Source organism: Streptomyces sp. NPDC053431, from assembly GCF_044544925.1.
Lineage (GTDB): Bacteria > Actinomycetota > Actinomycetes > Streptomycetales > Streptomycetaceae > Streptomyces.
On the sequence record NZ_JBITXX010000004.1, the window covers coordinates 148,761 to 172,562 of the forward strand.

Annotated in this window: 31 protein-coding genes; 20 read left to right on the forward strand and 11 right to left on the reverse strand. The window is 73.3% G+C overall.

The features are described 5' to 3' along the window. The first annotated feature begins 22 nt into the window (after nucleotides 1-22). Nucleotides 23-1,285 (forward strand): cytochrome P450, encoded by a 1,263-nt coding sequence (locus tag ACIGXE_RS13345; RefSeq protein ID WP_399746609.1) that lies wholly within the window; start codon nucleotides 23-25, stop codon nucleotides 1,283-1,285. Next, a complete protein-coding gene (locus ACIGXE_RS13350) occupies nucleotides 1,282-2,001 on the forward strand; it encodes a UdgX family uracil-DNA binding protein (RefSeq protein WP_399746611.1) in 720 nt (239 codons plus the stop codon). Before ACIGXE_RS13345 ends, ACIGXE_RS13350 begins: the two co-directional genes overlap by 4 nt. A gap of 103 nt (nucleotides 2,002-2,104) precedes the next feature. Here the strand turns inward: ACIGXE_RS13350 and ACIGXE_RS13355 are convergent, their stop codons facing one another. From ACIGXE_RS13355 to ACIGXE_RS13380, 6 genes are all read right to left on the reverse strand, one after another. Continuing rightward, nucleotides 2,105-2,407, reverse strand: coding sequence for a DUF6213 family protein (locus tag ACIGXE_RS13355; protein WP_399746613.1), 303 nt, complete (start codon nucleotides 2,405-2,407; stop codon nucleotides 2,105-2,107). After that, nucleotides 2,404-3,033 carry a DUF6328 family protein gene (locus tag ACIGXE_RS13360; RefSeq protein ID WP_399746615.1) on the reverse strand — a complete coding sequence of 210 codons (630 nt, stop codon included), beginning with the start codon at nucleotides 3,031-3,033 and terminating at the stop codon, nucleotides 2,404-2,406. The genes ACIGXE_RS13355 and ACIGXE_RS13360 overlap by 4 nt, the downstream gene beginning before the upstream one ends. Before the next feature lie 218 nt (nucleotides 3,034-3,251). Next, nucleotides 3,252-4,025 carry a metallophosphoesterase gene (locus ACIGXE_RS13365; protein ID WP_399746617.1) on the reverse strand — a complete coding sequence of 258 codons (774 nt, stop codon included), beginning with the start codon at nucleotides 4,023-4,025 and terminating at the stop codon, nucleotides 3,252-3,254. Further along, nucleotides 4,022-4,285 (reverse strand): BON domain-containing protein, encoded by a 264-nt coding sequence (locus ACIGXE_RS13370; RefSeq protein ID WP_399746619.1) that lies wholly within the window; start codon nucleotides 4,283-4,285, stop codon nucleotides 4,022-4,024. Before ACIGXE_RS13370 ends, ACIGXE_RS13365 begins: the two co-directional genes overlap by 4 nt. Then, nucleotides 4,278-5,072: a nucleotidyltransferase family protein gene (locus tag ACIGXE_RS13375; RefSeq protein ID WP_399746621.1), complete on the reverse strand. Its 795-nt coding sequence runs from the start codon at nucleotides 5,070-5,072 to the stop codon at nucleotides 4,278-4,280. Before ACIGXE_RS13375 ends, ACIGXE_RS13370 begins: the two co-directional genes overlap by 8 nt. A gap of 313 nt (nucleotides 5,073-5,385) precedes the next feature. Beyond that, nucleotides 5,386-5,775 carry an STAS domain-containing protein gene (locus tag ACIGXE_RS13380; RefSeq protein ID WP_399746623.1) on the reverse strand — a complete coding sequence of 130 codons (390 nt, stop codon included), beginning with the start codon at nucleotides 5,773-5,775 and terminating at the stop codon, nucleotides 5,386-5,388. 173 nt (nucleotides 5,776-5,948) lie between these two features. Here ACIGXE_RS13380 and ACIGXE_RS13385 point away from each other — a divergent pair, with 173 nt between their 5' ends. Both ACIGXE_RS13385 and ACIGXE_RS13390 read left to right on the forward strand, forming a co-directional pair. Further along, nucleotides 5,949-7,133 carry an alcohol dehydrogenase catalytic domain-containing protein gene (locus ACIGXE_RS13385; RefSeq protein WP_399746625.1) on the forward strand — a complete coding sequence of 395 codons (1,185 nt, stop codon included), beginning with the start codon at nucleotides 5,949-5,951 and terminating at the stop codon, nucleotides 7,131-7,133. A gap of 81 nt (nucleotides 7,134-7,214) precedes the next feature. Further along, on the forward strand, nucleotides 7,215-7,427 hold the full coding sequence (locus ACIGXE_RS13390) for a CsbD family protein (protein ID WP_399746627.1): 213 nt from the start codon (nucleotides 7,215-7,217) through the stop codon (nucleotides 7,425-7,427). Between the two features lie 254 nt (nucleotides 7,428-7,681). Here ACIGXE_RS13390 and ACIGXE_RS13395 read toward each other — a convergent pair whose 3' ends face one another. Continuing rightward, nucleotides 7,682-8,719 (reverse strand): DNA topoisomerase IB, encoded by a 1,038-nt coding sequence (locus ACIGXE_RS13395; protein ID WP_399746630.1) that lies wholly within the window; start codon nucleotides 8,717-8,719, stop codon nucleotides 7,682-7,684. Between the two features lie 314 nt (nucleotides 8,720-9,033). Between ACIGXE_RS13395 and ACIGXE_RS13400 the strand changes: the two genes are divergently transcribed. The 13 genes from ACIGXE_RS13400 to ACIGXE_RS13460 all read left to right on the forward strand — a co-directional run bounded on the left by ACIGXE_RS13400 (nucleotide 9,034) and on the right by ACIGXE_RS13460 (nucleotide 18,212). Continuing rightward, nucleotides 9,034-9,375, forward strand: a complete 342-nt coding sequence (locus ACIGXE_RS13400; RefSeq protein ID WP_399747135.1) for a gas vesicle protein — start codon at nucleotides 9,034-9,036, stop codon at nucleotides 9,373-9,375. Between the two features lie 32 nt (nucleotides 9,376-9,407). Then, nucleotides 9,408-9,863, forward strand: coding sequence for a gas vesicle protein GvpJ (gene gvpJ, locus ACIGXE_RS13405; RefSeq protein WP_399746632.1), 456 nt, complete (start codon nucleotides 9,408-9,410; stop codon nucleotides 9,861-9,863). Between the two features lie 2 nt (nucleotides 9,864-9,865). Continuing rightward, on the forward strand, nucleotides 9,866-10,579 hold the full coding sequence (locus ACIGXE_RS13410) for a GvpL/GvpF family gas vesicle protein (RefSeq protein ID WP_399746634.1): 714 nt from the start codon (nucleotides 9,866-9,868) through the stop codon (nucleotides 10,577-10,579). 36 nt (nucleotides 10,580-10,615) lie between these two features. Continuing rightward, nucleotides 10,616-10,873, forward strand: coding sequence for a gas vesicle protein GvpG (locus tag ACIGXE_RS13415; protein ID WP_399746636.1), 258 nt, complete (start codon nucleotides 10,616-10,618; stop codon nucleotides 10,871-10,873). 72 nt (nucleotides 10,874-10,945) lie between these two features. Continuing rightward, nucleotides 10,946-11,563 carry a hypothetical protein gene (locus ACIGXE_RS13420; protein WP_399746638.1) on the forward strand — a complete coding sequence of 206 codons (618 nt, stop codon included), beginning with the start codon at nucleotides 10,946-10,948 and terminating at the stop codon, nucleotides 11,561-11,563. After that, a complete protein-coding gene (locus ACIGXE_RS13425) occupies nucleotides 11,556-12,785 on the forward strand; it encodes an SRPBCC family protein (protein ID WP_399746640.1) in 1,230 nt (409 codons plus the stop codon). Before ACIGXE_RS13420 ends, ACIGXE_RS13425 begins: the two co-directional genes overlap by 8 nt. Nucleotides 12,786-12,812: 27 nt before the next feature. Beyond that, nucleotides 12,813-13,439: a gas vesicle protein gene (locus ACIGXE_RS13430; protein WP_399746642.1), complete on the forward strand. Its 627-nt coding sequence runs from the start codon at nucleotides 12,813-12,815 to the stop codon at nucleotides 13,437-13,439. Nucleotides 13,440-13,525: 86 nt separating this feature from the next. Then, nucleotides 13,526-14,356 carry a GvpL/GvpF family gas vesicle protein gene (locus ACIGXE_RS13435; protein ID WP_399746644.1) on the forward strand — a complete coding sequence of 277 codons (831 nt, stop codon included), beginning with the start codon at nucleotides 13,526-13,528 and terminating at the stop codon, nucleotides 14,354-14,356. Beyond that, nucleotides 14,353-14,604, forward strand: a complete 252-nt coding sequence (locus ACIGXE_RS13440; RefSeq protein WP_399746646.1) for a gas vesicle protein — start codon at nucleotides 14,353-14,355, stop codon at nucleotides 14,602-14,604. The genes ACIGXE_RS13435 and ACIGXE_RS13440 overlap by 4 nt, the downstream gene beginning before the upstream one ends. After that, nucleotides 14,588-15,034, forward strand: coding sequence for a gas vesicle protein K (locus ACIGXE_RS13445; RefSeq protein ID WP_399746648.1), 447 nt, complete (start codon nucleotides 14,588-14,590; stop codon nucleotides 15,032-15,034). Before ACIGXE_RS13440 ends, ACIGXE_RS13445 begins: the two co-directional genes overlap by 17 nt. A 118-nt stretch (nucleotides 15,035-15,152) precedes the next feature. Continuing rightward, entirely contained in the window at nucleotides 15,153-16,130 is a 978-nt protein-coding gene (locus tag ACIGXE_RS13450; RefSeq protein ID WP_399746650.1) for a GlxA family transcriptional regulator, read from the forward strand. A gap of 164 nt (nucleotides 16,131-16,294) precedes the next feature. After that, the gene (locus tag ACIGXE_RS13455; protein WP_399746652.1) at nucleotides 16,295-17,053 is read left to right on the forward strand and encodes an MBL fold metallo-hydrolase; all 759 of its coding nucleotides are present in this window, start codon (nucleotides 16,295-16,297) and stop codon (nucleotides 17,051-17,053) included. 97 nt (nucleotides 17,054-17,150) lie between these two features. Further along, nucleotides 17,151-18,212 carry an NAD-dependent epimerase/dehydratase family protein gene (locus tag ACIGXE_RS13460; protein ID WP_399746654.1) on the forward strand — a complete coding sequence of 354 codons (1,062 nt, stop codon included), beginning with the start codon at nucleotides 17,151-17,153 and terminating at the stop codon, nucleotides 18,210-18,212. 41 nt (nucleotides 18,213-18,253) lie between these two features. On the opposite strand, the gene ACIGXE_RS13465 is transcribed toward ACIGXE_RS13460, so the two are convergent. Together ACIGXE_RS13465 and ACIGXE_RS13470 are read right to left on the reverse strand one after the other, a co-directional pair. After that, entirely contained in the window at nucleotides 18,254-19,366 is a 1,113-nt protein-coding gene (locus ACIGXE_RS13465) for a sensor histidine kinase (protein ID WP_399746656.1), read from the reverse strand. After that, nucleotides 19,363-20,091, reverse strand: coding sequence for a response regulator transcription factor (locus ACIGXE_RS13470; RefSeq protein ID WP_399746658.1), 729 nt, complete (start codon nucleotides 20,089-20,091; stop codon nucleotides 19,363-19,365). Before ACIGXE_RS13470 ends, ACIGXE_RS13465 begins: the two co-directional genes overlap by 4 nt. 134 nt (nucleotides 20,092-20,225) lie before the next feature. Between ACIGXE_RS13470 and ACIGXE_RS13475 the strand changes: the two genes are divergently transcribed. The 3 genes from ACIGXE_RS13475 to ACIGXE_RS13485 are packed head-to-tail and all read left to right on the forward strand — an operon-like array spanning nucleotide 20,226 to nucleotide 22,191. Beyond that, complete coding sequence (locus ACIGXE_RS13475; protein WP_399747137.1) at nucleotides 20,226-20,903, forward strand: glycosyltransferase family 2 protein; 678 nt, start codon at nucleotides 20,226-20,228, stop codon at nucleotides 20,901-20,903. After that, nucleotides 20,900-21,532 (forward strand): DUF2064 domain-containing protein, encoded by a 633-nt coding sequence (locus ACIGXE_RS13480; protein ID WP_399746660.1) that lies wholly within the window; start codon nucleotides 20,900-20,902, stop codon nucleotides 21,530-21,532. Before ACIGXE_RS13475 ends, ACIGXE_RS13480 begins: the two co-directional genes overlap by 4 nt. Further along, complete coding sequence (locus tag ACIGXE_RS13485) at nucleotides 21,529-22,191, forward strand: class I SAM-dependent methyltransferase (RefSeq protein ID WP_399746662.1); 663 nt, start codon at nucleotides 21,529-21,531, stop codon at nucleotides 22,189-22,191. Before ACIGXE_RS13480 ends, ACIGXE_RS13485 begins: the two co-directional genes overlap by 4 nt. On the opposite strand, the gene ACIGXE_RS13490 is transcribed toward ACIGXE_RS13485, so the two are convergent. Both ACIGXE_RS13490 and ACIGXE_RS13495 read right to left on the reverse strand, forming a co-directional pair. Then, entirely contained in the window at nucleotides 22,164-22,592 is a 429-nt protein-coding gene (locus tag ACIGXE_RS13490) for a hypothetical protein (RefSeq protein ID WP_399746664.1), read from the reverse strand. The genes ACIGXE_RS13485 and ACIGXE_RS13490 overlap by 28 nt on opposite strands. Next, entirely contained in the window at nucleotides 22,589-23,764 is a 1,176-nt protein-coding gene (locus ACIGXE_RS13495; protein ID WP_399746666.1) for a molybdopterin-dependent oxidoreductase, read from the reverse strand. Before ACIGXE_RS13495 ends, ACIGXE_RS13490 begins: the two co-directional genes overlap by 4 nt. Nucleotides 23,765-23,802 lie beyond the last annotated feature (38 nt).

Below are 23,802 nucleotides of genomic sequence, written 5' to 3' on the forward strand. Positions count from 1 at the left end.
GGAACGGCCGAGGAGGCGGTTCATGCGCGTGGACAGCACGCTCCCCCTGATGGTGAAGGGCTACCCCTGGCTCTCCGAACTCCGCCGGCGTCAAGGCGGCGGTCCGGTGCGGACGCGTCTTCTCGGACGCCCCGCGCTCGTGCTCCGGGGCCCGGGGATGGTCGGCTTCTTCTACGACGAACGCCATGCGCGCCGGAGCGGAGCACTGCCGGGCCCGGTGCTCGACACCCTCTTCGGCCGGGGCGCCGTGCACACCCTCGACGGCCCGGCGCACCGTGCCCGCAAGGCGCTGTTCCTGGCGCAGCTCACCGACCCGGCACGGGTGGGCGAGCTGACCGCGCGCGTGAGCGCGGAGTTCCGGGAGACGTTCGGCCGCCTGCGGGGCTCCGAGGTCACGCTCTTCGACGAGGGCGCGCTCGTGCTCGCCAGGGCCGTGGCCGACTGGGTCGGCCTGCCCGGCCACGGCGCCGCGGAGACCGAGCGGCTCGCCCGTGACTGCGTGGCGATGGTCGACGGCTTCGCCACGCCGGGGCCGCGCCACTTCCGCGCCCGGCGCGCCCGGGCGCGGCAGGAGGCGCTGCTGAGCCGGGCGGTCGCACGGGCGCGGGAGGCGGGGACGAAGCCGGCGGGAGAAGGGGCGCCGGCGGGACGGCGCGGGCGGGGCGGCCCGGCGCGTACACCCTTCGAGGCGGTCGTGGCCCATCGGGAGGCCGACGGGACGCCACTGGATCCCCGCACGGCAGCGGTGGAGCTCCTGAACATCGTGCGGCCGACCGTGGCGATCACCTGGTTCGCCACCTTCGCCGCCCACGCCATGAGGGACGCCCCGAAGCTGCGGCGGCGCCTCGCGGACGACGACCCCGCCGGACTCGCCCTCTCGTTCGCCCATGAGGTACGCCGCTTCTACCCCTTCGTGCCGTTCGTCGGTGCCCTCGCGCCGGACGACCTGGTCGTGGCGGGAGAGGCCGTGCCACGAGACACGATGCTGCTGCTCGACGTGTACGGGCAGAATCACGACCCCGCACTGTGGGACGAGCCCTTCCGCTTCGTGCCCGACCGGTTCCTCGGCGCCGATCCTCGCCCCGACACGCTGATCCCGCAGGGGGGCGGCCCCCGGGAGGGCCATCGCTGCCCGGGCGAGGACATCACGATCGCCGTCCTGTCGGCGCTGTCCCGCGAACTCGCCCGGCTCGACTTCGCGGTGCCCGCCCAGGACCTGCGCATTCCGTTGCACCGGATCCCGACCCGGCCCCGCGACGGCTTCCGGCTGGAGGTACCCCGATGAACGCCGAACGTGACGACGGCGGCGGCCCCGCGAACGACGCCGCCCCCGAGCCGTACGACGCCACGCCCTTCCTGCCGAAGCGCGGCAAGCTGCCGGCCCACCGACGCGCCGCGGCCGACTGCCGGGGCTGCCCCCTGCACCGGGAGGCGACCGGGACCGTCTTCGGACGCGGCGACCCGCACGCGCGGCTGATGCTGGTCGGGGAACAGCCCGGCGACCGCGAGGACCGCGAAGGGGTCGCCTTCGTGGGACCCGCGGGCCGACTGCTCACCCGGGCGCTGGGCGATGCCGGGATCGACGAGGAGGGTGTGTACGTCACCAACGCGGTCAAGCATTTCAAGTTCAGCCAGGACGAGCCCCGGAAGCGGCGCATCCACAAGGCGCCGAGCCTGCGGGAGATGCTCGCCTGCCGGCCGTGGCTGACGGCCGAGCTCCGACTGGTGTCCCCGGAGCTGGTGGTCACTCTGGGCGCCACCGCGGGCCGCGCCCTGCTCGGGCCGTCCTTCCGGGTCGGCACGGACCGCGGCGTGCCACGGCCGCTGCCCGCGGCGGACGGCGAGGACGGCCTCGACGAGGAGGTCCGGCAGGGCATCCGGGTGCTGGCGACCGTGCATCCGTCGGCCGTTCTGCGCGCGCGGGACCAGGACCGCGAGGGCATGTACGCGGGCCTCGTCGCCGACCTGCGGACCGCGGCCGAGGTGCTGGACGCGCTGTGACGTCGGGCCGCGCAGCGGTCGTCGACGCGAAGGCGGTCGGAAAGCGGTCCCTCAACGCAAGGCGGTCCCTCAACGCGGGGCGGTCCTCAACGCGGGGCGGTCCTCAACGCGGGGCTTCGCCGTTCGGGGCCTCGCCGTCCTCCGCGCCGTCTCCGCCGTCCTCGGAGGGGTCCTCGTCGTGGGGCGGCATGAGGGCGATGCACTCGGCGTCGATCTCGTCGGCCACCTCCATGAGCTGGGTCGCCAGCGTCAGTACGGTGGCCGGGTCGTAGTCGGCCGCTCCGGTGTCCGTGGCCTGCAGCCAGACGGCCGCGACGTGCCGCAGCATCCCGGTCATCTGGTCCGCCCGGACGAGCAGGTGACCGCCCGCGAGGATGATGAAGGCCGACGGCGTGGTGGGGGTCACGGCGTTCTCCTCTCGCGACCGGCGTGCCGGCGGCGCAGCCGCACCGGCAGGACGTACCAGCACAGCGCGAACCAGGCCATCACGGCGGCCACGACCGCCTGGGCGAAGGGGGTCGGCAGAACGGCGTGCAGGAGGAACAGCAGCGTGCAGCCGATGGTGAGGGCGAGGAGGACGAGTCCGCAGGTCATCATGCGGCCGGCGGCTTCGACGACCTCGCGCTTCATGCGCAGCCCGGACAGGCAGCGGTGGATCGCGACGGGGGCTATCAGGGCCGCGGTCGAGGACGCGGCGAGGACGACGGTGACGACGTAGAGGCCGCGGTCGAAGCCGGACAGGTCGCCGAACCGCGGGGTGAAGGCGATGCTGAGCAGGAAGCCGAAGAGGATCTGGACACCGGTCTGGGCGACGCGTGTCTCCTGGAGGATCTCGACCCAGCGCCGGTTGACCCGTTCGCGCGCCGTCTCCGGCCGGCCCGTCACGTCCTGCCGCCGTGCTCTTCGCGGCGGCTCCTCGGCCCCTTCGAGCTCCTCGGTCCCGCCGAGCTCCTCGTCGGCCCGTACGAGCTCTCCTCCGACCGTGTGGGGGAGGTCGTCGCTCCGGCCCGACGTGCCCGATGTGAGGGTCATGACGGCCTCCTCGGCAGCTCGCGTCCGGCCGTGCGGGCGGGCGAGGACGGGTGGCGGTGGTCCCTCGTCCCCGCGGTCGCCTCGTCTCGCGCGTTCATCGCGGCCGGCTCCTCGGTACGAGTCCCGGCCGAGCGGCCGGGACGTTGCGGACGCGACTACCCGGGTCGACGCCGTCGAGTCCTCTTTTCGGAGACCGATTGACGTCGCGGGGATGCGGCTCAGGCATCGGCGGCGCGGGGGTGCCCGTTCAGCGGGACGCGGTAGAGCGTGAACGCGCGGCGGATCACCGGCTGGGCGACGTTGCGGACCCGTACGCCACCGGCCGTCATGCCGTGCTCGGTACCGAGGTGGGCGTGGCCGTGCACGGCCAGGTCGGCGCCCGCGGAGTCGATCGCCTCGGCGAGCAGATAGCTGCCGAGGAACGGGTAGATCTCCAGCGGCTCGCCCGCCAGCGTGTCGGGCACCGGCGAGAAGTGGGTCAGCGCGATGCGCACGTCGCACTCGGCCGCCGACAGGTCGCCGAGCGCCACGGCCAGCCCCTCCGCGCTGCGCCGGGTCGTCCGCACGAAGGCCTTCATCTCCGGTTCGCCGAACTCGCTCGCGCTCGCACCGACGAATCCGCCGCAGAAGCCCTTGGTGCCGGCGACGCCGATCTTGTGCCCGTCCACGGGGAGGACGACCGAGGCACCTTCCAGGACGCGGATGCCGGCGTCCTCGAGCACCCGGCTCACCTCCGCCTCCTGACCGGACTGGTAGTCGTGGTTGCCGAGCACGGCCACCACGGGCACCCCGGCGTCCCGGACCTCCTCCGCCACCACCTCGGCCTCTTCCGCCGTGCCGTGCCGGGTCAGGTCGCCGGCGAGCAGCAGCAGGTCGGCGCACTCCGACAGCACCGAGAACGCCGGCCGCAGCAGATCCCGGCAGTCGGGGCCGAGATGGATGTCTCCGACGGCCGCGACCCGCACGACCTCGGTCGACGTGGGGGCGGTCATGACAGCTCTTCCAGCTGGTCGGGCGCGTCCGCGCAGGCCACGGTGAGGTCGGCGCGCACCGTGAGTCCGGCGAGTTCACCGCGGGCGAGGCGGAGGATCTCGTCCCGCCGAGTGGTCGTCGGCACGGTGCCGGTCAGCAGGACGGCGCCGCCGCGCTGCTCGACGTGCACGCCGAGCTCGGCCAGGTCGTCGCCGGCGAGGCGCTCGACCAGCCGCGCGATGCGGTACTCGTCCTCGTGCGCTCCGAGATGCTCACTCATCGTCCGGTTCTCCTCTCCCGCCGGCCGCATCCCCGGCCCCGTCCCTCGCGTCGTCCGCGCCGCCGTCCTCGCCACCGTCCCCGTCGATCACGTCGAGCAGTTCGAGCAGGTACAGGAAGGCGGCCGCCATGGGCTTGCCCTTCGTCTCGGCGCGCACGCGCTTCCAGTCGACGCGTTCGCGCAGCCCGCGCGCCACGGGCAGCAGGGCGCCGAAGTCGCAGTGGTGCTCGGAGAACGCGGAGAGCCGCACGGCCATCAGGTCCGTCGGGTCGATCACCGGCATGTGCACGGAGTCGACGGGCAGGATCCAGGCGCGTCCGAGAAGTTCGGTGGTGACGGGCCGCCCGGCCAGGGCGAAGATGAGGTCGATCTCCTCGCCCCCGGTGCGGGCCTTCACGAGCCAGTCCTCCGGGGGCTCCACGATGGTCACGCCCCGCCGCTGCAGCAGCTGGGTGACGGTCTCGGCGTCCTCCCTGCGGACCGCGAAGTCGGTGTCGTGCTGCAGGCGTACGGGGATGCCGTGCGCGTACGCGGCGACGCTTCCGACGAGGGCGAAGGGACAGTCCGAGGTCTTCAGGACGGCGGCGATCTCCTTGGTGGCCTCAAGGATGGCCTGGGTGTGGTCGGCGGGCAGAGAGCCGCGCCGGTCGGGGCGCGGTTCGCGGACGGCCGCGTCCTGGGGGCCGCCCCTGCTGTTCACCTGCTGCCCGTCGGGCACGTCGGGCCCGCCGTGCGGGTGGGTGGCCCCGGGGCGTGCGCTGCCGCCCCGGCCTTCCATGAGGGTCATGGCGTCCTCCTGCCGTCGCGGCGTCCCGGTCGTTCGGGCCCCGTCTTGCGGGCCTCCGCAGCCTCGCGACGGTCCTCCGCTCGGATGCGACGCCTTGGCGGATTCCCCGTTCCGGCGGCCCTATGCCGCGCCGGCCGCCACGGGGGGGGGACGTGCGCATGATGTGCCGGACCGTGGGCAGGGGCCGTGGCGGGTGGCGCACACCCTTCGAGACGGCCGCCGTCCGGCTTCCCCCCTCCGGACGGCGGCTCTCGGCGTCCGGGGCATGTTTTCCGGGTCACGCAGCGAACCGGCGTGACCCAAAAGACAGGTCCTAGTCGCCGTTCCGGCTCGGGGGCCCGGGCGGCGGCACAGCGGGGCGGAGGTCGAAGAGTTCTATCGAACCCGTGGTCTCCAGCAGTCGCACCATCTGATGACTGGGCGCGGCGAGCTGGAGGGTGTGGCCGGACTCCAGCGCCTGTCCCCGGGCGGCCAGCAGCACGTTGAGACCCGTCGAGTCGCAGAACGAGGAGTACTGCAGATCGACGACGATCGCGGCGCCCTCGGGTGCCTCGTGGGCAGCCCTGAGGAGCGCGGACCGCAGCCCGGCCGAGTGGTCCAGGTCCATGTCGCCGATCACCCGGACGACGAAGGGATCACCGGCGGAGTCGTCGGCCGGGCGTTCGGGTTCGGGGTGCGGTACGAGCTCCGTTTCGGATGTCATCACACACCTCCTCGTCACAGGGCCACTGCCCTGCGCGCGACGTCGCATGCTCGCCCCTGCGTGCTCCGGGACTTCGGCGTGCCCGCCGGGGAGGAGCGGCACGGTGAGTGATCACGCGCGGGCCGGGCAGGCGCCCCGTGTCCGTTCGAGCACCCTTTCCGGGAGGCAGAACCATGCGCGCCTTGACGTGGCAGGGCACGCGGAACGTCCGCGTGCAGTCCGTACCCGACCCGCAGGTGGAGGAGCCGACGGATGTCGTCGTCAAGGTCACCTCCACGGGGATCTGCGGCTCCGACCTGCACCTCTACTCGGTGATGGGCCCCTTCATCGACGCCGGCGACATCCTCGGGCACGAGGCCATGGGCTTCGTGGAGGAGGTCGGCTCCGAGGTGTCCACGCTCCGCCCGGGTGACCGGGTCGTCGTCCCGTTCAACGTCTCCTGCGGGAACTGCTACATGTGCGACCAGGGGCTCCAGTCCCAGTGCGAGACCACCCAGGTCCGGGAGTACGGCAAGGGCGCCGCGCTCTTCGGCTACACCAAGCTGTACGGGCAGGTTCCCGGCGGGCAGGCGGAGTACCTGCGGGTCCCGTTCGGCGACACGCTGCCCGTGAAGGTCCCGAAGGGGCCGCCCGACGAGCGCTACGTGTACCTGTCCGACGTGCTGCCCACCGCGTGGCAGGCGGTGGAGTACGCGGACATCCCGCCCGGCGGATCCGTCACCGTCCTCGGCCTCGGGCCGATCGGGCAGATGGCCGCGCGGATCGCCCTGCACCGCGGAGCGGGTCTGGTGGTCGGGGTCGACCCGGTCGCCGCCCGGCGCGAGAGCGCGGCCGAGCGCGGGGTGCACACCATGGACCCGGAGAAGCACGGGAAGGACCTGGCGGACGCGATCCGGCAGCTGACGCACGGCCGCGGGACCGACTCGGTGATCGACGCGGTGGGCATGGAGGCGCACGGAACGCGGCTCGCGGCGGGAATGCAGCGCGCCACGGCGCTCCTGCCGGACGCCCTGGCGAGGCCGCTGATGGAACACGCGGGCATCGACCGCCTCGACGCCCTCCACAGCGCGATCGACATCGTGCGTCGCGGCGGGACCATCTCCGTGTCGGGCGTCTACGGAGGAGCCGTCGACCCCATGCCCCTGCTGACCCTCTTCGACAAGCAGGTCCAGCTGCGCATGGGCCAGGCCAACGTGCGGTCCTGGGTGGACGACATCCTGCCGCTGCTCGACGACGCGGACCCGCTCGGTGTGGAGGGCTTCGCCACCCACACGATGCCGCTGGAGGAGGCGCCGCGGGCCTACGCGATGTTCCAGGCCAAGGAGGACGGCATGATCAAGACCCTGCTCAAGCCCTGAGACGGGGTTCCGACGTAGAGGCCCGACGGCGATTGGGCCCGTCAGCTGCGGGTAGCCGCAGAACCGAGGAGGCTGATTCACATGGCCGAAGGCAAGAAGATTCGTGGCAAGGCCCAGGAAGCCATGGGCAAGGCCAAGGAGAAGACGGGAAAGGCCACGGGCAGGGACGACCTGCGCCTCAAGGGTGCCGGCGACCAGATGGCGGGCAAGGCCAAGCAGGCTGCCGGTGAAGCGACGCGGAACGCCAAGGCGACGAAGGACGAGGCCAAGGGCAAGATGCGGCGTCACACCTGACCGCACGCACCACCTGACCGCACGCACCGCCTGACCGCAGGCACCGGATCACAGCGGGAATCACCTCGCACCACGCCGCGGGCCCGGAGAGTGGGAACCTTCCGGGCCTGCGGCTGTGCGCGACGGCCCGACGCGGAACGTGTCGGGCCGTCGCCCTGTGCCCGCGCGCCTTGTCCTCCGTGGGGCGTCAGCGTGGCGGGGGGATCACCCGCGTCAGCGCCGTACGCCTCGCCCCGCGCCGTACGCGGCACCGGTCACCGCCGTACGGGTCCCTCCGTGTCGTTCGCCAGGAGGTCGCGTACCGCCGTCTCCACCGCGCCCTGGGTCGCGGGATGGCCGAACTCGCCGTGCTCGCCGAGCCGTCCCAGCGCGGGCGCCACGGTGACGCCGTCGGCGTACCGTTCCAGGACCCGGGGCGCGATGTACGAGGCCCGGCAGACGGTCGGCGTGTTGCCCAGGTAGTCGCTCACCTCGCACACCGCCCGCCGCACGGCCTTCCGCCGCGCCGTCTCGGACTCGTCGCCGGCCTCCTCGGACACCGCCAGCGCGACCGCCGCGAGGACCGTCGCGTGCCAGGTGCGGAAGTCCTTGGCGCTGATGTCGACGCCCGACCGGTCGCGCAGATAGGCGTTGAGGTCCTCGGCCCGCACGTCGTGCCAGGAACCGCTGTCCCAGTAGGCGAAGAGCCGCGGACCGTCCCCGGCACGGCGCAGCAGCGACCGCAGCACCCGGTAGGCCTCTTCGTCGACGAGCGTCGCCGTCGCCTGCTTCCCCGACTTGGCGGGATAGTCGAAGCGGGCCTCTCCGCGCGCGCAGCGCACCTGGGAACGCAGGAGGGTGGTCAGACCGTACGACTCGTTGTCGCGGCGGTACCGCTCCCCGCCGATCCGGAAGAAGCCGCGGTCGAGCAGGCGGGCGGCACACGCCAGGACGCGCTCCCGGCACAGCCCGCGCCGCGCGAGGTCGTTCCGGACGGCCCGGCGCAGCCGGGGCAGTGCACCGGCGACCTCGAGCACGTGGGTGTGCTTGGCGAGCTCCTGACGTGCGCGGTACGCGTCGTGGTACAGGTACTGCCTTCGGCCGGCGCCGTCGGTGCCGACGGCCTGGATGTGCCCGTTCGCCCAGGGGCAGATCCAGACGTCGCGCCAGGCGGGCGGGATCACGAGGGCCCGCACGCGGCTCCGGTCGGCCGCTTCGAGCGGCCGGCCCTCCGTGTCGAGGTAGCGGAATCCGCGGCCGCAGGGCACACGTCGCCACCCCGGGCGGGCGGGATCACTGGTCCGCAGTCGCATGGTCCGCGTATTCCCCGGAACGGTCGGGCCACGCGAAGGCGTCTCCCCGCCGCGCCCTACGCGGTGGCTGTGCGGTGCGGTCTCCATCACGTTTGGACCCGGGATATGGTGGCATTCGGATTGGTTACGCGGAAAGAACAGTCCGACTTTGGCGGTGAACCGTCACGAATACCGAAGACAGACGCAAGAGAAACGCCCGGAACAAACGCGATCCGGAGCCCGAGGGCGACGTCGAGAACGACGTCGAGGACGAAGTCGACGACGACGTCGAGGACGAAGTCGACGACGACGTCGAGGACGAGCCCGACGAAGACATCGAGGCGGAGGCGGATTCCGACTCCGAGGGCGGGACCGAGGCCCCCGACGAGGAATCGGCCGAGACCGAGTCGTACAAGCGCGTATCGGCCGCCGAGGCACTCCGGGTCGGCGTGCGGCAGCTCAGCGAGCTGCTGGGCCGCAGCCCCGAGTCCGTATCGGCGCTGGCACCGACGGAAGAGGGCTGGAAGGCGCAGATCGAGGTCGTCGAGATCGAACGGATTCCGGAGACCACCAGCGTTATGGCAAGTTATGAGGTTGCGCTGCGCCCGGACGGGCAGTTGCTGGGATACGAACGCGGCAAGCGGTACACGCGCGCTCAGGTCGACAACGACAGGTGAGCGAGCCGCCCCCTCGAACCGAGGGAGGAGAAGTGTCTGTTGTACAGCAGGGTGGCGGAATGCCCGGACAGGGCGGAGGCACCGGAAATCTCTACGACGTCCTCGACCTGATTCTGGATCGTGGCCTCGTCATCGACGCATTTGTCCGGGTGTCCCTGGTGGGCATCGAGATCGCCAAGATCGACGCCCGCGTCGTCGTGGCGAGCGTGGACACCTATCTGCGCTTCGCCGAGGCGTGCAACCGTCTCGACCTGGAGAGCGGCAGGAAGGCCCCGACGCAGCTGTCGGACGTCATGGAGAAGACAGTGGAGGGCGGAGCGAAGGGCAAGTCGAAGGGTGCTCTCACCGGCGCCGTCGAGGCCTTCACCGATTCCCTCACGGGCAAGGGCGAGGAGCGGGAGAAGGAGCCTCGCGAACGGGAGAGGCGCGATGACGACCGCCGGCGGGAGCACCGCTCGTCGCGACGGTCCTCGGAGGACGGCGATTGACGATGGCGCTCTACGTGTATGCCATAACGAAGTCGTCGCATCCGCTCGACGGCCTCGACGATCTGACCGGCGTGGGCGAGTCCACACCCGTACGGGCCGTGCGCGGCGACTCTCTGTGCGCCGTCGTGAGCGAGGCGCCGGACGAGGTCAGCGTGAAGCGCAGCGACGTGCAGGCGCATCACGCCGTACAGGAGCGCTTGTGGCACGACGGCGTCACGCTGCCGTTGGGCTTCGGCTTCGTGGCCGAGGACGAGGAGGCCGTCCGCGCCGTTCTCGAAGAGGGAGCCGAGCAGTTCGCCCAGCGCCTCGACGAGCTCGCGGACCGGGTCGAGTTCAACGTGAAGGGCGTCCAGGAGGAGGAGGCCGCCCTCCGGCAGCTCGTCGAGGAGTCCGAGCCGATCCGGCGTCTCAACGACGCCACCCGGGACGGCGGCGGCACCTACGAGCAGCGCCTGGAACTCGGCAGGATGCTCCATGACGGGATTCAGGCCCAGCAGGCGGCACTTGCCGAGTCCGTCCTGGCCGCACTGCGGCCGCACGCCGCGGCGGAGCGCCTCGCGGAGCCGTCACAGCAGTATCTGCTGAGCGCCTCGTTCCTGGTCGACAACGACAAGGCGGAGGAGTTCACCGGGGCCGCCCGGCAAGTGAGCGAGGAGCTGCCCGAGGGAGTCGAGCTCCGGATCCGAGGCCCGCTGCCGCCGTACAGCTTCGCCTGACGGCGGGCGCCACGACGGAGGGAACCGGAGGGAGACATGGGACTGCTGACCGAGATCCTGATACTGCCCGCCGCCCCGTTCCGCGGGGTCGCATGGGTGCTGGACAAGGTGACGCAGGCCGCCGAGCAGGAGTACTACGACCCCGGACCGGTCCAGGAGGCGCTCGCCGCTCTCGAACGGGACCTGGAGGAGGGCCGGATCGACGACGAGGAGTTCGAGGAGCGGGAAGGGCCGCTCCTGCAGCGCCTCGAAGAGATCCGGTCGTACCAGCTCGGCCGCGCCGGGCAGGCGTGACCGGAGCCGGAGCGGTAGCCCCGGTCGCCGGTCCGGGAACAGAAGACGACCGGCCGAGGAGAGAACATCATCATGAACACGGCCAAGATCGGTACCGCTCTCATCGGCGGTTATGTGCTGGGACGGACGAAGAAGGGGAAGCTCGCCCTCGGGGTGGCGATGGCGCTGGCCGGGTCGCGGGTGAAGCCCGCGCAGGTGGGGAAGACCCTCGCGCGTTCGCCCTTCCTCAGCGACGTGAACGAGCAGGTGCGCGGCGAACTCATGACGGCGGGCAAGGCCGCCGCCACGACGGTGCTCAACGCCAAGGCCGGGCACCTCGCCGACACCCTGCACGACCGGACGGCGGGCCTTCGCGGTGGGCAGGAGGACACGGAGGAGCGCACCGCTCGTCCGCGGGACGAGGAATCCGCGTCGGACGACGACCGTAACGAGGCGTCGGAGAAGGGCGGCGAGGGCGGGGCCGGCAAGGCCGGGTCGCGGCGCACCTCCTCCTCGAGCCGTGGCGGCGGCGCCGCGACGAAGAAGACCGAGGGGGCGAAGAGGACCGAGGGGGCGAAGAAGTCGGAGTCGAAGAGGTCCGACGGAGCGAAGTCCGAGGCCGGGGCCAAGCGCTCGACGCAGCGGACGTCCGCGTCCGGCGGGTCGGGGAGCAGCCGTTCCGGAGGCGGCAGGAGGCGGGACGATGACTGACACGAAGGGACCGGAAGGACGGGCGACGGGCGGTACGGACACCGCGTCCGGCGAGTCCGGCGCGCGGAAGATGCTCGACCGCAACCCTGGCGCCAACCGCCTGGCGGAGGAGTTCGAGTCCTATCTCATGGCACGCCTGGACAAGGCGCTGTCCGGCGTCGGCGACCGTATCGGCGGCGCGGCCGAGAAGGTCGGCGAGGCCCACATCGGGCCTTCCGCCCTGCTCCGCGGCATCGGCAAGGCCGGCCTCAGCTCGGCGGCGTCCAGCCTCACGAAGTCGGCCGCGGGCGCCAAGGACGCCCTGATGGACAAGGTGACCTCCGGCGGGTCCGACGAGCCCCGTTCCTCGGCCTCGAACTCGGGGCAGAAGAACCTGACGATCATCGAGGACATCGACGTCGGCGTCCCCGTCGAAGAGGCGTACAACCAGTGGACCCAGTTCCAGGAGTTCAGCCGGTTCGCCAAGGGCGTGGTCTCCGTCGACCAGCAGGACGAGACGACCACCCAGTGGCAGGTGAAGGTCGCCAAGTCGAACCGGGCCTTCACCGGCAAGATCACGGAACAGGTCCCCGACGAGCGCATCGCCTGGACCTCGGAGGGAGCCAAGGGCACGACCAGGGGCGTGGTCACCTTCCACCCGCTGGGCGAGAACCTCACCAAGGTCCTGCTGGTCATGGAGTACTACCCCAAGGGCTTCTTCGAGAAGGCGGGCGGTCTCGTACGGGCCCAGGGCCGACGCGCCCGGCTCGACCTCAAGGCGTTCCGCACCTTCGTGATGATGAAGGGCGAGGCGACCGGCAGCTGGCGCGGCGAGATCCGGGAGGGGAAGGTCGTCGCGGGCCCGGACGAGGAGGAGGGGGAGGCCTCCGAGGACAGGGAACCGGACGAGTACAAGGCCGGTGAGGAATCGGACGACTCGTACGAGGACCGGGACGAGGACGAGGACGAGGACGAGGAAGAGGCCGGGGAGCAGCCCGAGGACGAGGCCGCCGAGCCGGAGGACTACGACGAGGAAGAGGACGAGGAGGAGGACGAGGAAGGGGAGGGCGAGCCGGAAGGCCGGTACGACGAGGACGAGGAGGACGAGGCGCCCGAGGACCGGTACGACGAGGAGGAGGACGAGCCCGAGGACCGGTACGACGACGAGACCGACGACGAGGAAGCGGACGACGACGAGGACGCGGAGGACGAGTCCCGCGCCCGTCGGAGCCGCAAGGGCTGACGCCCAGGAAGCGAGGTCGATTCCGTCGTGGCTGCATCGGACCCCGCAGGCCCCTCGGCCGCGCGCTCACTGACCCCGTACGGACAGACGCAGAGCGCGAACCTCGCCGACATCCTTGAACGCGTGCTCGACAAGGGCATCGTCATCGTCGGGGACATCCGGATCAACCTGCTCGACATCGAGCTGCTGACCATCAGACTCCGGCTGCTCGTCGCCTCGGTCGACAAGGCCAAGGAGATCGGCATCGACTGGTGGGAGAACGATCCCGCACTGTCCTCACGGGCCCACCCCCGGCGGGAGTTGGAGGAGGAGAACGAGCGCCTGCGCGCCGAGATCCAGGCACTGCGCTCGCGGCCCGCCTCCGAACTGCCGGAGGGCTCGACCCGCCGCCGGCGCCGGGCGCCCGAACCGGAAGCCGAGCGCCGTCCGGCGCCCGAACGCAGAACCCGGCGACGGGAGGCGGAGCGGACGGAGCGGACGCGGACACGAAAGGCTCGCGCCCGTCCCGACGAGGACACGGGCGAGGACGTCGGCGAGGACGCGGACATGGACGAGGTCGTGGACGTGGACGTGGACGAGGACGTCGACGAGGACGAGGACCGCGACGAGGACGAGGACCGCGACGCGGACCTGGACAGGGAGGAGGAGACCTAGACCCGAGAGCGAGACCTGGACCGAGACCCAGACCCGCGGCGAGACCGGAGCCGACACCGAGGGTGAAGGACACGGGGATTGACGTCATGGCTGGAGAGGCCGGAGAGCTGAGCTACACGTACGCCGTCGTGCGCCCTACCGAGGCGCTCACCGATGAGGCTCTGCGCGAGGTCGGGGGCGTGGCATCCGGAGCGGTGCGGCTGGTGAGCGCGGAGGGCGTGGCGGCGGCGGTCGGTTCCGTGCCGGAGAGCGAGTTCTCCGAAGCGGCCCTGAAGCTCCACCTGGAGGATCTGACCTGGCTGGAGCGGGTGGCCCGGGCGCACCACGGCGTCGTGGAGTTCCTCGCCGCGCACACCACCGTGCTCCCGCTCCGGCTCGCCACCGTCTACGTGGACGACGACCGGGTGCGCGAGGTGCTGCGCCGGGGGGCGCCGACCTTCCTCCGTATGCTGGACCGCTTCGCCGAGCACGTGGAGTGGGGCGTGAAGGTCTACGCGGAGACCGCCGAGACCGCCCGCGGCCCCGCCGCCGCGCAGGGTGTGGACGGTGACTCCCCCGATCCCGGGCGCGCCTATCTGCGCCGGCGCCGGCAGCAGCGTGACGAGCGGGGGGCCGCCTGGTCGGCCGCGACCGAGGCGGTGCGCAGGATCGAGGCGGGTGCCGGCGGGATCGCCGTGGAACTGGCGCGCCACCGCCCGCAGCAGGGTCAACTGGCCGTCGGCGCCGGCGAGAACGTCGCCAACGACTCCTATCTCGTGCCGGCCGACCGCTCCGACGAGTTCTGCGCGCGCGTGCGGGACGCGACCCGCGACCTGCCGGGCGTACGGATCGAGATCACCGGACCCTGGGCGCCCTACTCGTTCGCCGTGCTCGGCGAGCCGGAGACACCGGACGAGGACGAGGTGCGCCGGCCGTGACCACGCACGACGAGAAGGCGCTCGCACAGCGGCACGTGGCCCTCATCGACCTGCTGGACCGCCTGCTGAGCGGGGGTGTCGTCCTGACCGGCGACCTGGTGCTGTCGATCGCGGACATCGACCTGGTGCGGATCTCGCTGCGGGCCGTCATCCTCGCCGTCCAGGAGGACGACCGGTGGGCCCTCACGGGCCTCGTGCCCGGTACCGAGCACCGCCAGGAGAGGCCCCCTGATGACCGGCCCCGCTGACCGGACCGGGCCCCCTGACCGGCCCGCCCCCGCCGACCGCCCCGACGACGCCCGGGCCGACCGGCGCCGTGAGGTCGTCGACGCCGCACGCCGCGCCTTCGCGCTGCTGCCGGCGCGCGCGGACGACCTGTCGGGCGTCGACCACCGCCCGCGGCAGCCCATGCGCCGTTTCCAGGCGGATCCCGAGACCGTGGAACGGGATCTCGTCGCCCTCGTCCTGACCATCGTGGAACTGCTGCGGCAGCTGATGGAACGCCAGGCGCTGCACCGCGTGGACCAGGGCGACCTCACCGAGGAGCAGGAGGAGAGGCTCGGTCTCACGCTGATGCTCCTCCACGACCGGATGGCGGAACTCTGCGACCACTACGGGCTCACCCTGGAGGATCTCAACCTCGACCTCGGCCCCCTCGGCACCCTCCTGCCGCCCTGACGGTCCACGCGACGGGACCGGCCGTGGAACCCGGTCCGGCGCCTGTCCCCGCATCCATGTCTGGATGTGACAGAACCTGGTCATTGCGGCCCTCGCCGCGAGGCGAAAAGATCGGCGCATGCTCCCACCGCACAGGGTCGTCGTCGCCGCCTTCGACGGGGTCGAACTGCTCAACGTCACCGGTCCGGCCGAGGTGTTCTCGGTCGCCACCCGGGTCGCCGGCACCGGCCGGCCCGGCTACACCGTCCGTGTCGCGACCGCGGACGGCGGGCCGGTGGTCACCGCCGGGGGGATCCGGCTGATGGCCGACCTGCGGCTGGACGAGGTGGGCGGTGAGGTGGACACCCTCCTCGTGTCGGGCGCCGTCCGGGTGGAGGACCAGGCGGTGGAGCCGGTCCTCGACGAGGGGATCATCGACTGGCTGCGTGCGACCGCCCCCGCGACCCACCGGCTGGGCTCCGTCTGCTCGGGCGCGCATCTGCTGGCCGCCGCCGGCCTGCTGGACGGCCTGACCGCCACCACCCACTGGCGGACGGCGGCGCGGCTGGCCGCCGACCACCCGCGCGTCACCGTCGACCCGGACCCGATCTTCATCCGGGAGGGCCGGCTGTGGACCTGCGCCGGCATCGCCTCGGGAATGGACATGGCGCTGGCCATGGTCACCGAGGACCACGGACCCGAACTCGCCCTGGCCACCGCCCGCACGATGGTCATGTACGTCAAACGGGCCGGCGGGCAGAGCCAGTTCAGCGTTCCGCTCGCGCTTCCGGCCGAACCGGGCGACCGGATCGACGAGCTGCGCGTGTGGATCGGTGAGCACCCCACCGAGGACCTGTCCGCCGAAGCGCTGGCCGTGCGGCTGCACCTGAGCGTGCGCCACTTCTCCCGGCTGTTCCAGCGGCGCACCGGCACCACCCCGGCCGCCTACGTCGAGTCCGTCCGCCTGGAGGCCGCCCGCCGGCTGCTCCAGGACAGCGACCACGGCCTGCCGGAGATCGCCGCCCTCAGCGGCCTCGGCTCCGTGGAGAGCCTGCACCGTTCCTTCCGTCGCCGCCTCGGCACCACACCCGCCGCCTACCGGCGCCGCTTCCGCTAGGCGCTGTCGTCGAACTCCCGCCTGCCCCCGCCGGGCAACGACGGGAGTTCGACGCCTGGACCTGGGCCCCGTCTCCCGGACCGCGCCCCGGCCCCCGTACCCCCGTCCCCCACCGCCCGCGGACCGCCGCGCGGCGGAAGACCGTCATGCCCCAGGAGAGAACCGTGTCCCGAACGAAGGTCGTGCCGATTCCGGTCATGGGCCGGCACCACATCAACGCCTACCTGCTGCTGGGCCGCCGCCCCGTCCTCGTGGACGCGGGGACGCCCGGCAGCGGCCGAAGGATCTACGAGCAGGTCGCCGCCCACGGCATGGACCCGGCCGACGTGTCGCTGATCGTCGTCACCCACGGCCACCTCGACCACTTCGGCTCCGCCGCGGAACTGCACCGCCTGACCGGGGCACCGGTGGCGGGACACGTCGCCGACCTCGGTCCGTACCGCACCGGCCGGGTCCGCGAACCCTATCTGCCCACCGGCCCGATGGGCCGTCTCATGGCCAGGAACAAGAACCTGCACATGCAGGTGGAGCCGTTCGAACCCGGCGTACTCGTGACCGGCGAGACCGACCTGGACGAGTTCGGGATCGGGGCACGCATCATGCCCACTCCCGGGCACACCGCCGGATCGGTCTCCGTCCTCACCGACCGCGGAGACCTCGTCGCCGGAGACCTGATCGCCAACTCCTTCTTCGGTCTCGTCCGGGGTCGCCCGGCCAATCCTCCCTTCCACGACGACCCGCTGCTCAACCTCGCCAGCCTGCGCAAGATGCTCGCCCTGAACCCGACCCGCCTCCATGTCGGGCACGGCACCCCGCTGGAGCCCGACCGCGTCCGGCGCTGGGCCGACCGGGAACACGAGCGCCTGACCCGGCTCGCAGCGGCCGGACGCATCCCCACCCGCACGGAAGCCGGCACGGCCTGACCGGCGGGCCCGGCGCGGCAGCCGCCGGGATGACGGAAGTCTTACGGCCCGGTGTGGGCGACCCCGGGAACGGCTGCCGGTCCGTAGCGTCACGCCCATGCGTGTTCTCGTCACAGGAGGAGCCGGGTTCATCGGCTCGCACATCGTCACCGCCCTCACGGACGCCGGGCACGAGCCGGTGGTCCTCGACGCCCTGCTGCCCAGCGCCCACCGTGCGACTCCCGTCGTCCCGGCCGTGGAGTTCCGGCACGCGGACGTCCGCGACCCGGGGGCGGTCGCGGCCGCTCTGCGCGGCGTGGACGCGGTGTGCCACCAGGCCGCCATGGTCGGCCTCGGCCAGGGCTTCGCCGACGCCCCCGAGTACGTGAGCTGCAACGACCTCGGCACGGCCGTGCTGCTCGCCGCCATGGCCGACCTCGGCGTCCGGCGGTTCGTCCTCGCCGGATCGATGGTCGTGTACGGGGAGGGGCGGTACGAGTGCCCCGCGCACGGTGTCGTACGGCCCGGCCCGCGCCGCCCCGAGGACCTGGCCGCCGGCCGCTTCGAACCGCTGTGTCCCGCCTGCGGCGCCGAGCTCACCGCCGGTCTCGTCGCCGAGGACGCCCCGGTCGATCCCCGCAACGTCTACGCCACGACCAAGCTCGCCCAGGAGCACCTGGCCGCGGCGTGGGCCCGGGCGGCGGGCGGCACGGCGGTCTCGCTGCGCTATCACAACGTCTACGGACCGGGCATGCCCCGCGACACCCCGTACGCGGGCGTGGCCTCGCTGTTCCGCTCGGCGCTGGCCCGCGGCGAGGCGCCCCGCGTGTTCGAGGACGGCGGGCAGCGGCGGGACTTCGTGCACGTGCGGGACGTGGCGGCGGCCGCCGTGCTCGCTCTGGAGGCCGCCGAGGGGCTGCCGCCCGGCGCGCTCAGCACGTACAACACCGGCAGCGGCGAACCGCACACCGTCGGCGAGATGGCCGCCGCGCTCGCCGGGGCCTGCGGGGGCCCTCGGCCGGTGATCACGGGCGAGTACCGTCTCGGCGACGTCCGGCACGTCACCGCCGACTCGGCACGGCTGCGCGGCGAGCTCGGCTGGCGACCCGGGGTCGGCTTCGCCGAAGGCATGGCGGAGTTCGCCCGGGCGGAACAGCGGGCTTCGGCGGCCCTGCGGTAAAGGGGTGGCCCCGAGGGAAGGGGCGGCTCTCAGGTCGGGGGTCAGCTCGCCGCCGCCGGCAGGGTGACCTCGAAGCGGCAGCCGCCCTGGACGTTGCGGACCTCGGCGCGGCCCGCGTGGGCCTCGACGATGCCGCGGACGATGGCGAGGCCGAGCCCCGCCCCGGCCGGCGGGGTGCGGGCCTCGGTGCCGCGCCACCCGGTGTCGAAGACGCGCGTGAGGTCCTCGTCGGGAATGCCGCCGCAGCCGTCGGTGACGGACAGGACGACGGCGTCGGCGCGGCGTTCGGCCGCCACCGCGACGGTGCCGTCGGCCGGCGTGTGGCGGATGGCGTTGACCAGCAGGTTCGCGAGGACCCGGGTCATCTCCTTGCCGTCGACCTCGACGGGGATCGCTTCGACCTCCTCCCCCACCAGGCGTACGCCGTGCTCGCGGGCGAGCGGGTCGGCGCCGCTCAGGGCGTCGCCCACGAGGTCGTACACGGACATCCGGCTCGGGCTGATGGTCAGGGCGCCGGCGTGGATGCGGGAGAGTTCGAAGAGGTCGGTGACCATGGCGGTGAGGCGCTCGACCTCGGTGCGGATCTGCCGGTGGTAACGGGCCGGGTCGGCGGCCATGCCGTCCTCCAGGGCCTCCGCCATGGCCCGCAGCCCGGCCAGCGGGGTGCGCAGGTCGTGGGAGATCCAGGCGACGAGCTCGCGCCGGGAGGCCTCCAGCGAGCGCTCACGGCGGCGGGAGGCGTCGAGTCTGGCGCTGGTGGCGGCCAGTTCCTCGGTGAGGGCGACGAGTTCGGCGGTGGCCGCGCCGTCCGGGGCGGAGAAGCTGCCGCCGTCGCCGAAGTCGCGCGCGGCGCGGGTGAGGGCACGGCTGCGGGCCACCACCCAGCGGCCCAGGACGAGGGCGGTGCCGAGGGAGACGAGGGCCGCCATGGCCACGACGACGGTCACCACCCACAGGTCGTGCGCGGAGAGGAACATCGCCTGGGCGACGGCGAGCGTCCCGGCCAGCATCGCCGACACGGTGACGGCCGCGACCACGGTCAGCGAGACCGCGACCGAGCGGCGCCGTACGAGCCGGAGCACCAGTGCTCCGGCGAGCCCGGCGGACACGGCCCCCGCGAGCGCGAACGCCGCGATCAGCAGGACGTCCTTCATGCCGCTCCCCCCTCCTGCCGCGGATCGAAGCGGTATCCGACGCCCCACACGGTCTGGATGAGCCGGGGCCGCGCCGGATCGTCCTCGATCTTGGCGCGCAGGCGCCGGACATGGACCGTGACCGTGGACAGGTCACCGAAGTCCCAGCCCCACACCCGGCGCATCAGCTGCTCCCGGGTGTGTGCGGCGCCGGGGTGTTCCAGGAAGTACGCCAGGAGGTCGAACTCCCGGAGGGTGAGGGCGAGTTCACGTCCCTCACGGGTGGCCCTCCGGGTGGCGGGGTCGACGGCGAGGCCGGCGGCGCGCAGCACCGGCGCGGCCGTCGGCCCGGCGGCGGCGCGGCTGCGGCGCAGCACGGACTCGACGCGCAGGACGAGCTCGCGCGGGCTGAAGGGCTTCGTGACGTAGTCGTCCGCGCCCACCTCCAGGCCGGTGATCCGGTCTTCCTCGTCGCCGCGCGCGGTGAGCATGATGACCGGAACGGGCCCGGTCTCCCGCAGCCGGCGGCAGACCTCGAGGCCGTCAAGTCCGGGCAGCATCAGGTCGAGCACCACCAGGTCCGGCCGGCGCTCGCCGGCCCGCAGCAGGGCCTCGGGGCCGTCGGCCGCGTGCTCCACGGCGAACCCCGACCGGTCGAGGTATCCGGTGACGACCTCGGCGACGGTGGGATCGTCGTCCACCACCAGGATCCGGGCCGGTGGCCGCGGGGCGCTGTGCTCGCTCATGCCGCACAGCCTCCCATCCGTCGCGCCGGGCGGTGCGGTCCACCCGGGCGTACGGGGGCCGACGTCCGCGTTTCGTAAGGAGTTCCACGCTCCCGATCCGCCGCCTGGTTCCTACGGTGAGGGGCGTGACACTCATGACCGTAGATGTGGTCCTTCCCTGTCTCGACGAGGCCGAGGCCCTGCCCTGGGTCCTGTCCCGTATCCCGCCCGGATGGCGGGCGATCGTCGTCGACAACGGCTCCGCCGACGGTTCCGCCGGCATCGCCGCGGAGCTCGGTGCGACGGTGGTGCACGAGCCCCGGCGCGGCTTCGGTGCCGCCTGCCACGCCGGACTGCTCGCCTCCGACGCCGAGTTCGTCTGCTTCTGCGACTGTGACGCCTCGCTCGACCCGGGCCTCCTGCCGGGACTCGTCGGCGCGGTGGCCGACGGTTCCGCCGATCTCCTGCTGGGCCGGCGCCGCCCCACCGGCCGAGGTGCCTGGCCGGCCCACGCGCGGGCCGGGAACCTCGCCCTGTCCCGGCTGCTGCGCCGCCGCACCGGTCTGCGCCTCCACGATCTCGGCCCGATGCGGGCCGCCCGCCGCGAGGCGCTGCTCGCCCTCGGCCTCTCGGACCGGCGCAGCGGCTACCCGCTCCAGATGGTCGTCCGGGCGGCCGACGCGGGCTGGCGGGTGCGGGAGGTGGACGTGCCGTACCGGCCCCGGACCGGCCGGTCGAAGGTCACGGGCACCTGGCGGGGCACCTGGCAGGCGGTGCACGACATGCGCAGGGTGCTCGACGAGCCGGCGCCGGCGGGCGGTGGTCCGCGGTGACCACCCTCCTCGTCGTCGCCAAGGAGCCCCGGCCGGGTCGGGTGAAGACCCGGCTCACTCCCCCGTTCACCCCCGCGGAGGCCGCCGCCCTCGCCGAGGCGGCCCTCGCCGACACGCTCTCCGCCGCGACGCGGGTCCCGGCGGACCGGCACGTCCTCGTGCTCGACGGGCGGCCGGGCCCCTGGCTTCCGCCGGGCTTCGAGGTCGTCCCCCAGGTGGGCGGCGGACTCGACGTCCGCCTGGCCGCCGCGTTCGCCGCCTGCTCCGGACCGGCCCTGCTGATCGGCATGGACACGCCCCAGGTCACCCCGGCCCTGCTGGCCCCCGCCCTGCGCTGGGACACGTACGACGCCTGGTTCGGCGCCGCCGCCGACGGCGGCTTCTGGGCGCTGGGACTCGCCCGTCCCGACCCTGCCCTTCTGCTCGGCGTCCCGATGTCGACGCCCGAGACCGGCGCCGTGCAGCAGGCGCGGCTGCGGGATGCCGGGCTGCGCGTCGGCCGCCTGCCGGTCCTGGTGGACGTGGACACCGCGTCGGACGCCCGCCGGGTGGCGGCCGAGGCGCCGGGCACCCGCTTCGCCGCCCGGTACGCGCGGGTCACCGCCACGACGGCTGGAGTCGGCCGATGACGACGGCGACATGGCCGGCGGACCCGTACACCTGCGCCCTGCGCACCGGCAGGGGCCCGCTCTTCCTGCGCCGGCACGACGGCTGGCTGCTGCCCCTGGAGGTGGAGCGCTGGTGCGAAGCTCCGGACCGCGCCGATCGCTCCGTCCTCGACCGCTGCCGCGGCACGGTCCTCGACATCGGCTGCGGGCCGGGCCGGCTGGTCGCGGCCCTCGCCGCGGAAGGCCGGCGCGCGCTGGGCATCGACATCAGCCGGGAAGCGGTCGCCCGCACGGCGCGACTCGGCGCGGCGGCGCTCCACCGGTCGGTCTTCGACCCGCTGCCCGCCGAGGGACGCTGGGACACGGCGCTCCTGATCGACGGCAACATAGGGATCGGCGGCGACCCCGCCGCCCTGCTGCGCCGGCTGAGGCAGGTCGTGTCGCGCTCCGGACGGGTCATCGCCGAGTGCGCGCCCGTGGACGTCGACGAGTGCTGCGAGGTACGGGTGGACGACGGCCGGGGCGGACAGGGGGCACCGTTCCCCTGGGCACGGGTGGGCACGCGTGCCCTGGCCGCGCACGCGCGGGACGCGGGGTGGGGCGTCCGCGAGGAGTGGGCCCTGGAGGGGCGTTCCTTCCTGTCGCTCGTGCCTCAGTCGTCCGCGGTGGCGCGCCCCTGACGGGGCCGCCGTGCCCGCAGGCGCCGCACGGCGACGAGCGCTCCCGCCGCCGCTGCCACGGCCGCGAGCACGATCGTGAGATTCCTGCCGTAAGGGAGCGGCAGCGCCGACGGGTTGGGCGGGCTCCCCGGCCGGACGAGCAGCGGCAGCGTCACCAGCACCACGCTGCCCGCCACGAGCAACGCCCCGCGCCAGACACCGCGCTGCCGTCGCCCCACCAGGAGCAGGCCCACGGCGAACACCGCCGGGGCGATGATCCCGTCGTGCAGCACGACCGCACCGGCCAGCCACACCGGCACCGCCCACGGATCCGGCTGGTCCGCGACCAGCCACCCGCCGAGGCCGATGAGCACGAGGCCGAGTCCGCCGAGGGCGTGGCGGAGCGTGTTCGCCGTTCTCACAGCACCTCCAGGCGGTGGACCCACTTGGTCTGGAGCACCCCGGGCCGGTTGGGGGCGATGATCCGGGCCGGGAAGCCGTGGTCGAGCGTGAGCGGCCGGCCGTTCAGCCCGAGGGCGAGGAGGGTGAGGGGATCGTCCGCGTACTCGGCGCCCATCTCCATCACCCGGTAGGCGCCGCTCACTTCGAGCGACGTCACCCGCAGGGCGTGCCGGCCCGGCCGCCCGCCGGCCCGGGCCATCAGGTCCCGGACGCGTACCCCGGTCCAGTCGGCGTCCACGCTCCAGCCTTCGACGCACGCGATCGGCAGCCGCGCCGTCGCCGACGGCATCCTCCGCAGTTCGTCGAGCGTGAGGGCGTACGCACGGGGCCCGAGGACCTCCAGCCGCCACTCCCGCAGGCCGCTCGCCGAGACCCCGGCCGCGACCGCGGTCCGGTTCACCGGAAGCCCCTGCGGGCCGTGGTCGGGGTGCCGTGGCGCGAGCAGGTCGAGTGCCTTGAGCGGGGTGAAGGACTGTCCGACGGTGGTCAGGGTCACCACGCCGACGGCCGCGCCCGTGGCGAGGAGCAGCGAGCGGCGGTCCACGGCGTCCTCGACCGGCAGAGCGCGAGTCCCGGCCGAACGTCGGCCCCAGTGGTCCCTGATCTCGGGGGCCTTGACGGCGATGTGCAGCAGGATCGAACCGGTCGCCACCCAGGCGACGGCGAAGTGGACGGGGACGAAGGCGAAGGGCCACGGATACCACTCGACGATGTTGAGCAGCCCGGTGAGCACCTCGAAGACGGCCGACGCCACCAGCAGCGCGACGGAGAGGCGCTCCAGCGCGTGGCGCGCGGACCGCACCGGCGGCCACCCGAACAGCCGGGGGTACACCGCCCACAGCTTGACCAGCAGCAGCACGATCGCCGCGAGTCCGGTGGCGACGTGCAGGCCCTGGGTGAACGCGTAGCCCCACACCGGGCGCGCGGGCAGCCGGTCCGCGAGCCAGTCCGGCGGGCGTTGGAGGTAGTGGCTGACGAGGCCGGTCGCGAGACAGACGGCGAAGGCCGCGCCGAGCCACCGGCCCACGGCGGTCGCCGTCCGGGCGTCGTGGAGGCGCCCGGTGAACTCGGGCGGCCGGACGGCCGGGGGCCGGAAGGCGGGGCGCGGCGGCCGGGGCATGCGGAACGTCATGCCGTCCATGACACCGCCACGAGCGGCCGGGCGGAGGC

What these genes read in the sequence shown, in the direction of transcription:
- ACIGXE_RS13345 (WP_399746609.1), top strand. Translation starts at nt 23, where the DNA reads ATGCGCGTGGACAGCACGCTCCCCCTGATGGTGAAGGGCTACCCCTGG.
- ACIGXE_RS13350 (WP_399746611.1), top strand. Translation starts at nt 1,282, where the DNA reads ATGAACGCCGAACGTGACGACGGCGGCGGCCCCGCGAACGACGCCGCC.
- ACIGXE_RS13360 (WP_399746615.1), bottom strand. Translation starts at nt 3,033, where the DNA reads ATGACCCTCACATCGGGCACGTCGGGCCGGAGCGACGACCTCCCCCAC.
- ACIGXE_RS13365 (WP_399746617.1), bottom strand. Translation starts at nt 4,025, where the DNA reads ATGACCGCCCCCACGTCGACCGAGGTCGTGCGGGTCGCGGCCGTCGGA.
- ACIGXE_RS13370 (WP_399746619.1), bottom strand. Translation starts at nt 4,285, where the DNA reads ATGAGTGAGCATCTCGGAGCGCACGAGGACGAGTACCGCATCGCGCGG.
- ACIGXE_RS13375 (WP_399746621.1), bottom strand. Translation starts at nt 5,072, where the DNA reads ATGACCCTCATGGAAGGCCGGGGCGGCAGCGCACGCCCCGGGGCCACC.
- ACIGXE_RS13380 (WP_399746623.1), bottom strand. Translation starts at nt 5,775, where the DNA reads ATGACATCCGAAACGGAGCTCGTACCGCACCCCGAACCCGAACGCCCG.
- ACIGXE_RS13385 (WP_399746625.1), top strand. Translation starts at nt 5,949, where the DNA reads ATGCGCGCCTTGACGTGGCAGGGCACGCGGAACGTCCGCGTGCAGTCC.
- ACIGXE_RS13390 (WP_399746627.1), top strand. Translation starts at nt 7,215, where the DNA reads ATGGCCGAAGGCAAGAAGATTCGTGGCAAGGCCCAGGAAGCCATGGGC.
- ACIGXE_RS13395 (WP_399746630.1), bottom strand. Translation starts at nt 8,719, where the DNA reads ATGCGACTGCGGACCAGTGATCCCGCCCGCCCGGGGTGGCGACGTGTG.
- ACIGXE_RS13410 (WP_399746634.1), top strand. Translation starts at nt 9,866, where the DNA reads ATGGCGCTCTACGTGTATGCCATAACGAAGTCGTCGCATCCGCTCGAC.
- ACIGXE_RS13415 (WP_399746636.1), top strand. Translation starts at nt 10,616, where the DNA reads ATGGGACTGCTGACCGAGATCCTGATACTGCCCGCCGCCCCGTTCCGC.
- ACIGXE_RS13420 (WP_399746638.1), top strand. Translation starts at nt 10,946, where the DNA reads ATGAACACGGCCAAGATCGGTACCGCTCTCATCGGCGGTTATGTGCTG.
- ACIGXE_RS13425 (WP_399746640.1), top strand. Translation starts at nt 11,556, where the DNA reads ATGACTGACACGAAGGGACCGGAAGGACGGGCGACGGGCGGTACGGAC.
- ACIGXE_RS13435 (WP_399746644.1), top strand. Translation starts at nt 13,526, where the DNA reads ATGGCTGGAGAGGCCGGAGAGCTGAGCTACACGTACGCCGTCGTGCGC.
- ACIGXE_RS13445 (WP_399746648.1), top strand. Translation starts at nt 14,588, where the DNA reads ATGACCGGCCCCGCTGACCGGACCGGGCCCCCTGACCGGCCCGCCCCC.
- ACIGXE_RS13450 (WP_399746650.1), top strand. Translation starts at nt 15,153, where the DNA reads ATGCTCCCACCGCACAGGGTCGTCGTCGCCGCCTTCGACGGGGTCGAA.
- ACIGXE_RS13460 (WP_399746654.1), top strand. Translation starts at nt 17,151, where the DNA reads ATGCGTGTTCTCGTCACAGGAGGAGCCGGGTTCATCGGCTCGCACATC.
- ACIGXE_RS13465 (WP_399746656.1), bottom strand. Translation starts at nt 19,366, where the DNA reads ATGAAGGACGTCCTGCTGATCGCGGCGTTCGCGCTCGCGGGGGCCGTG.
- ACIGXE_RS13470 (WP_399746658.1), bottom strand. Translation starts at nt 20,091, where the DNA reads ATGAGCGAGCACAGCGCCCCGCGGCCACCGGCCCGGATCCTGGTGGTG.
- ACIGXE_RS13475 (WP_399747137.1), top strand. Translation starts at nt 20,226, where the DNA reads ATGACCGTAGATGTGGTCCTTCCCTGTCTCGACGAGGCCGAGGCCCTG.
- ACIGXE_RS13485 (WP_399746662.1), top strand. Translation starts at nt 21,529, where the DNA reads ATGACGACGGCGACATGGCCGGCGGACCCGTACACCTGCGCCCTGCGC.
- ACIGXE_RS13495 (WP_399746666.1), bottom strand. Translation starts at nt 23,764, where the DNA reads ATGACGTTCCGCATGCCCCGGCCGCCGCGCCCCGCCTTCCGGCCCCCG.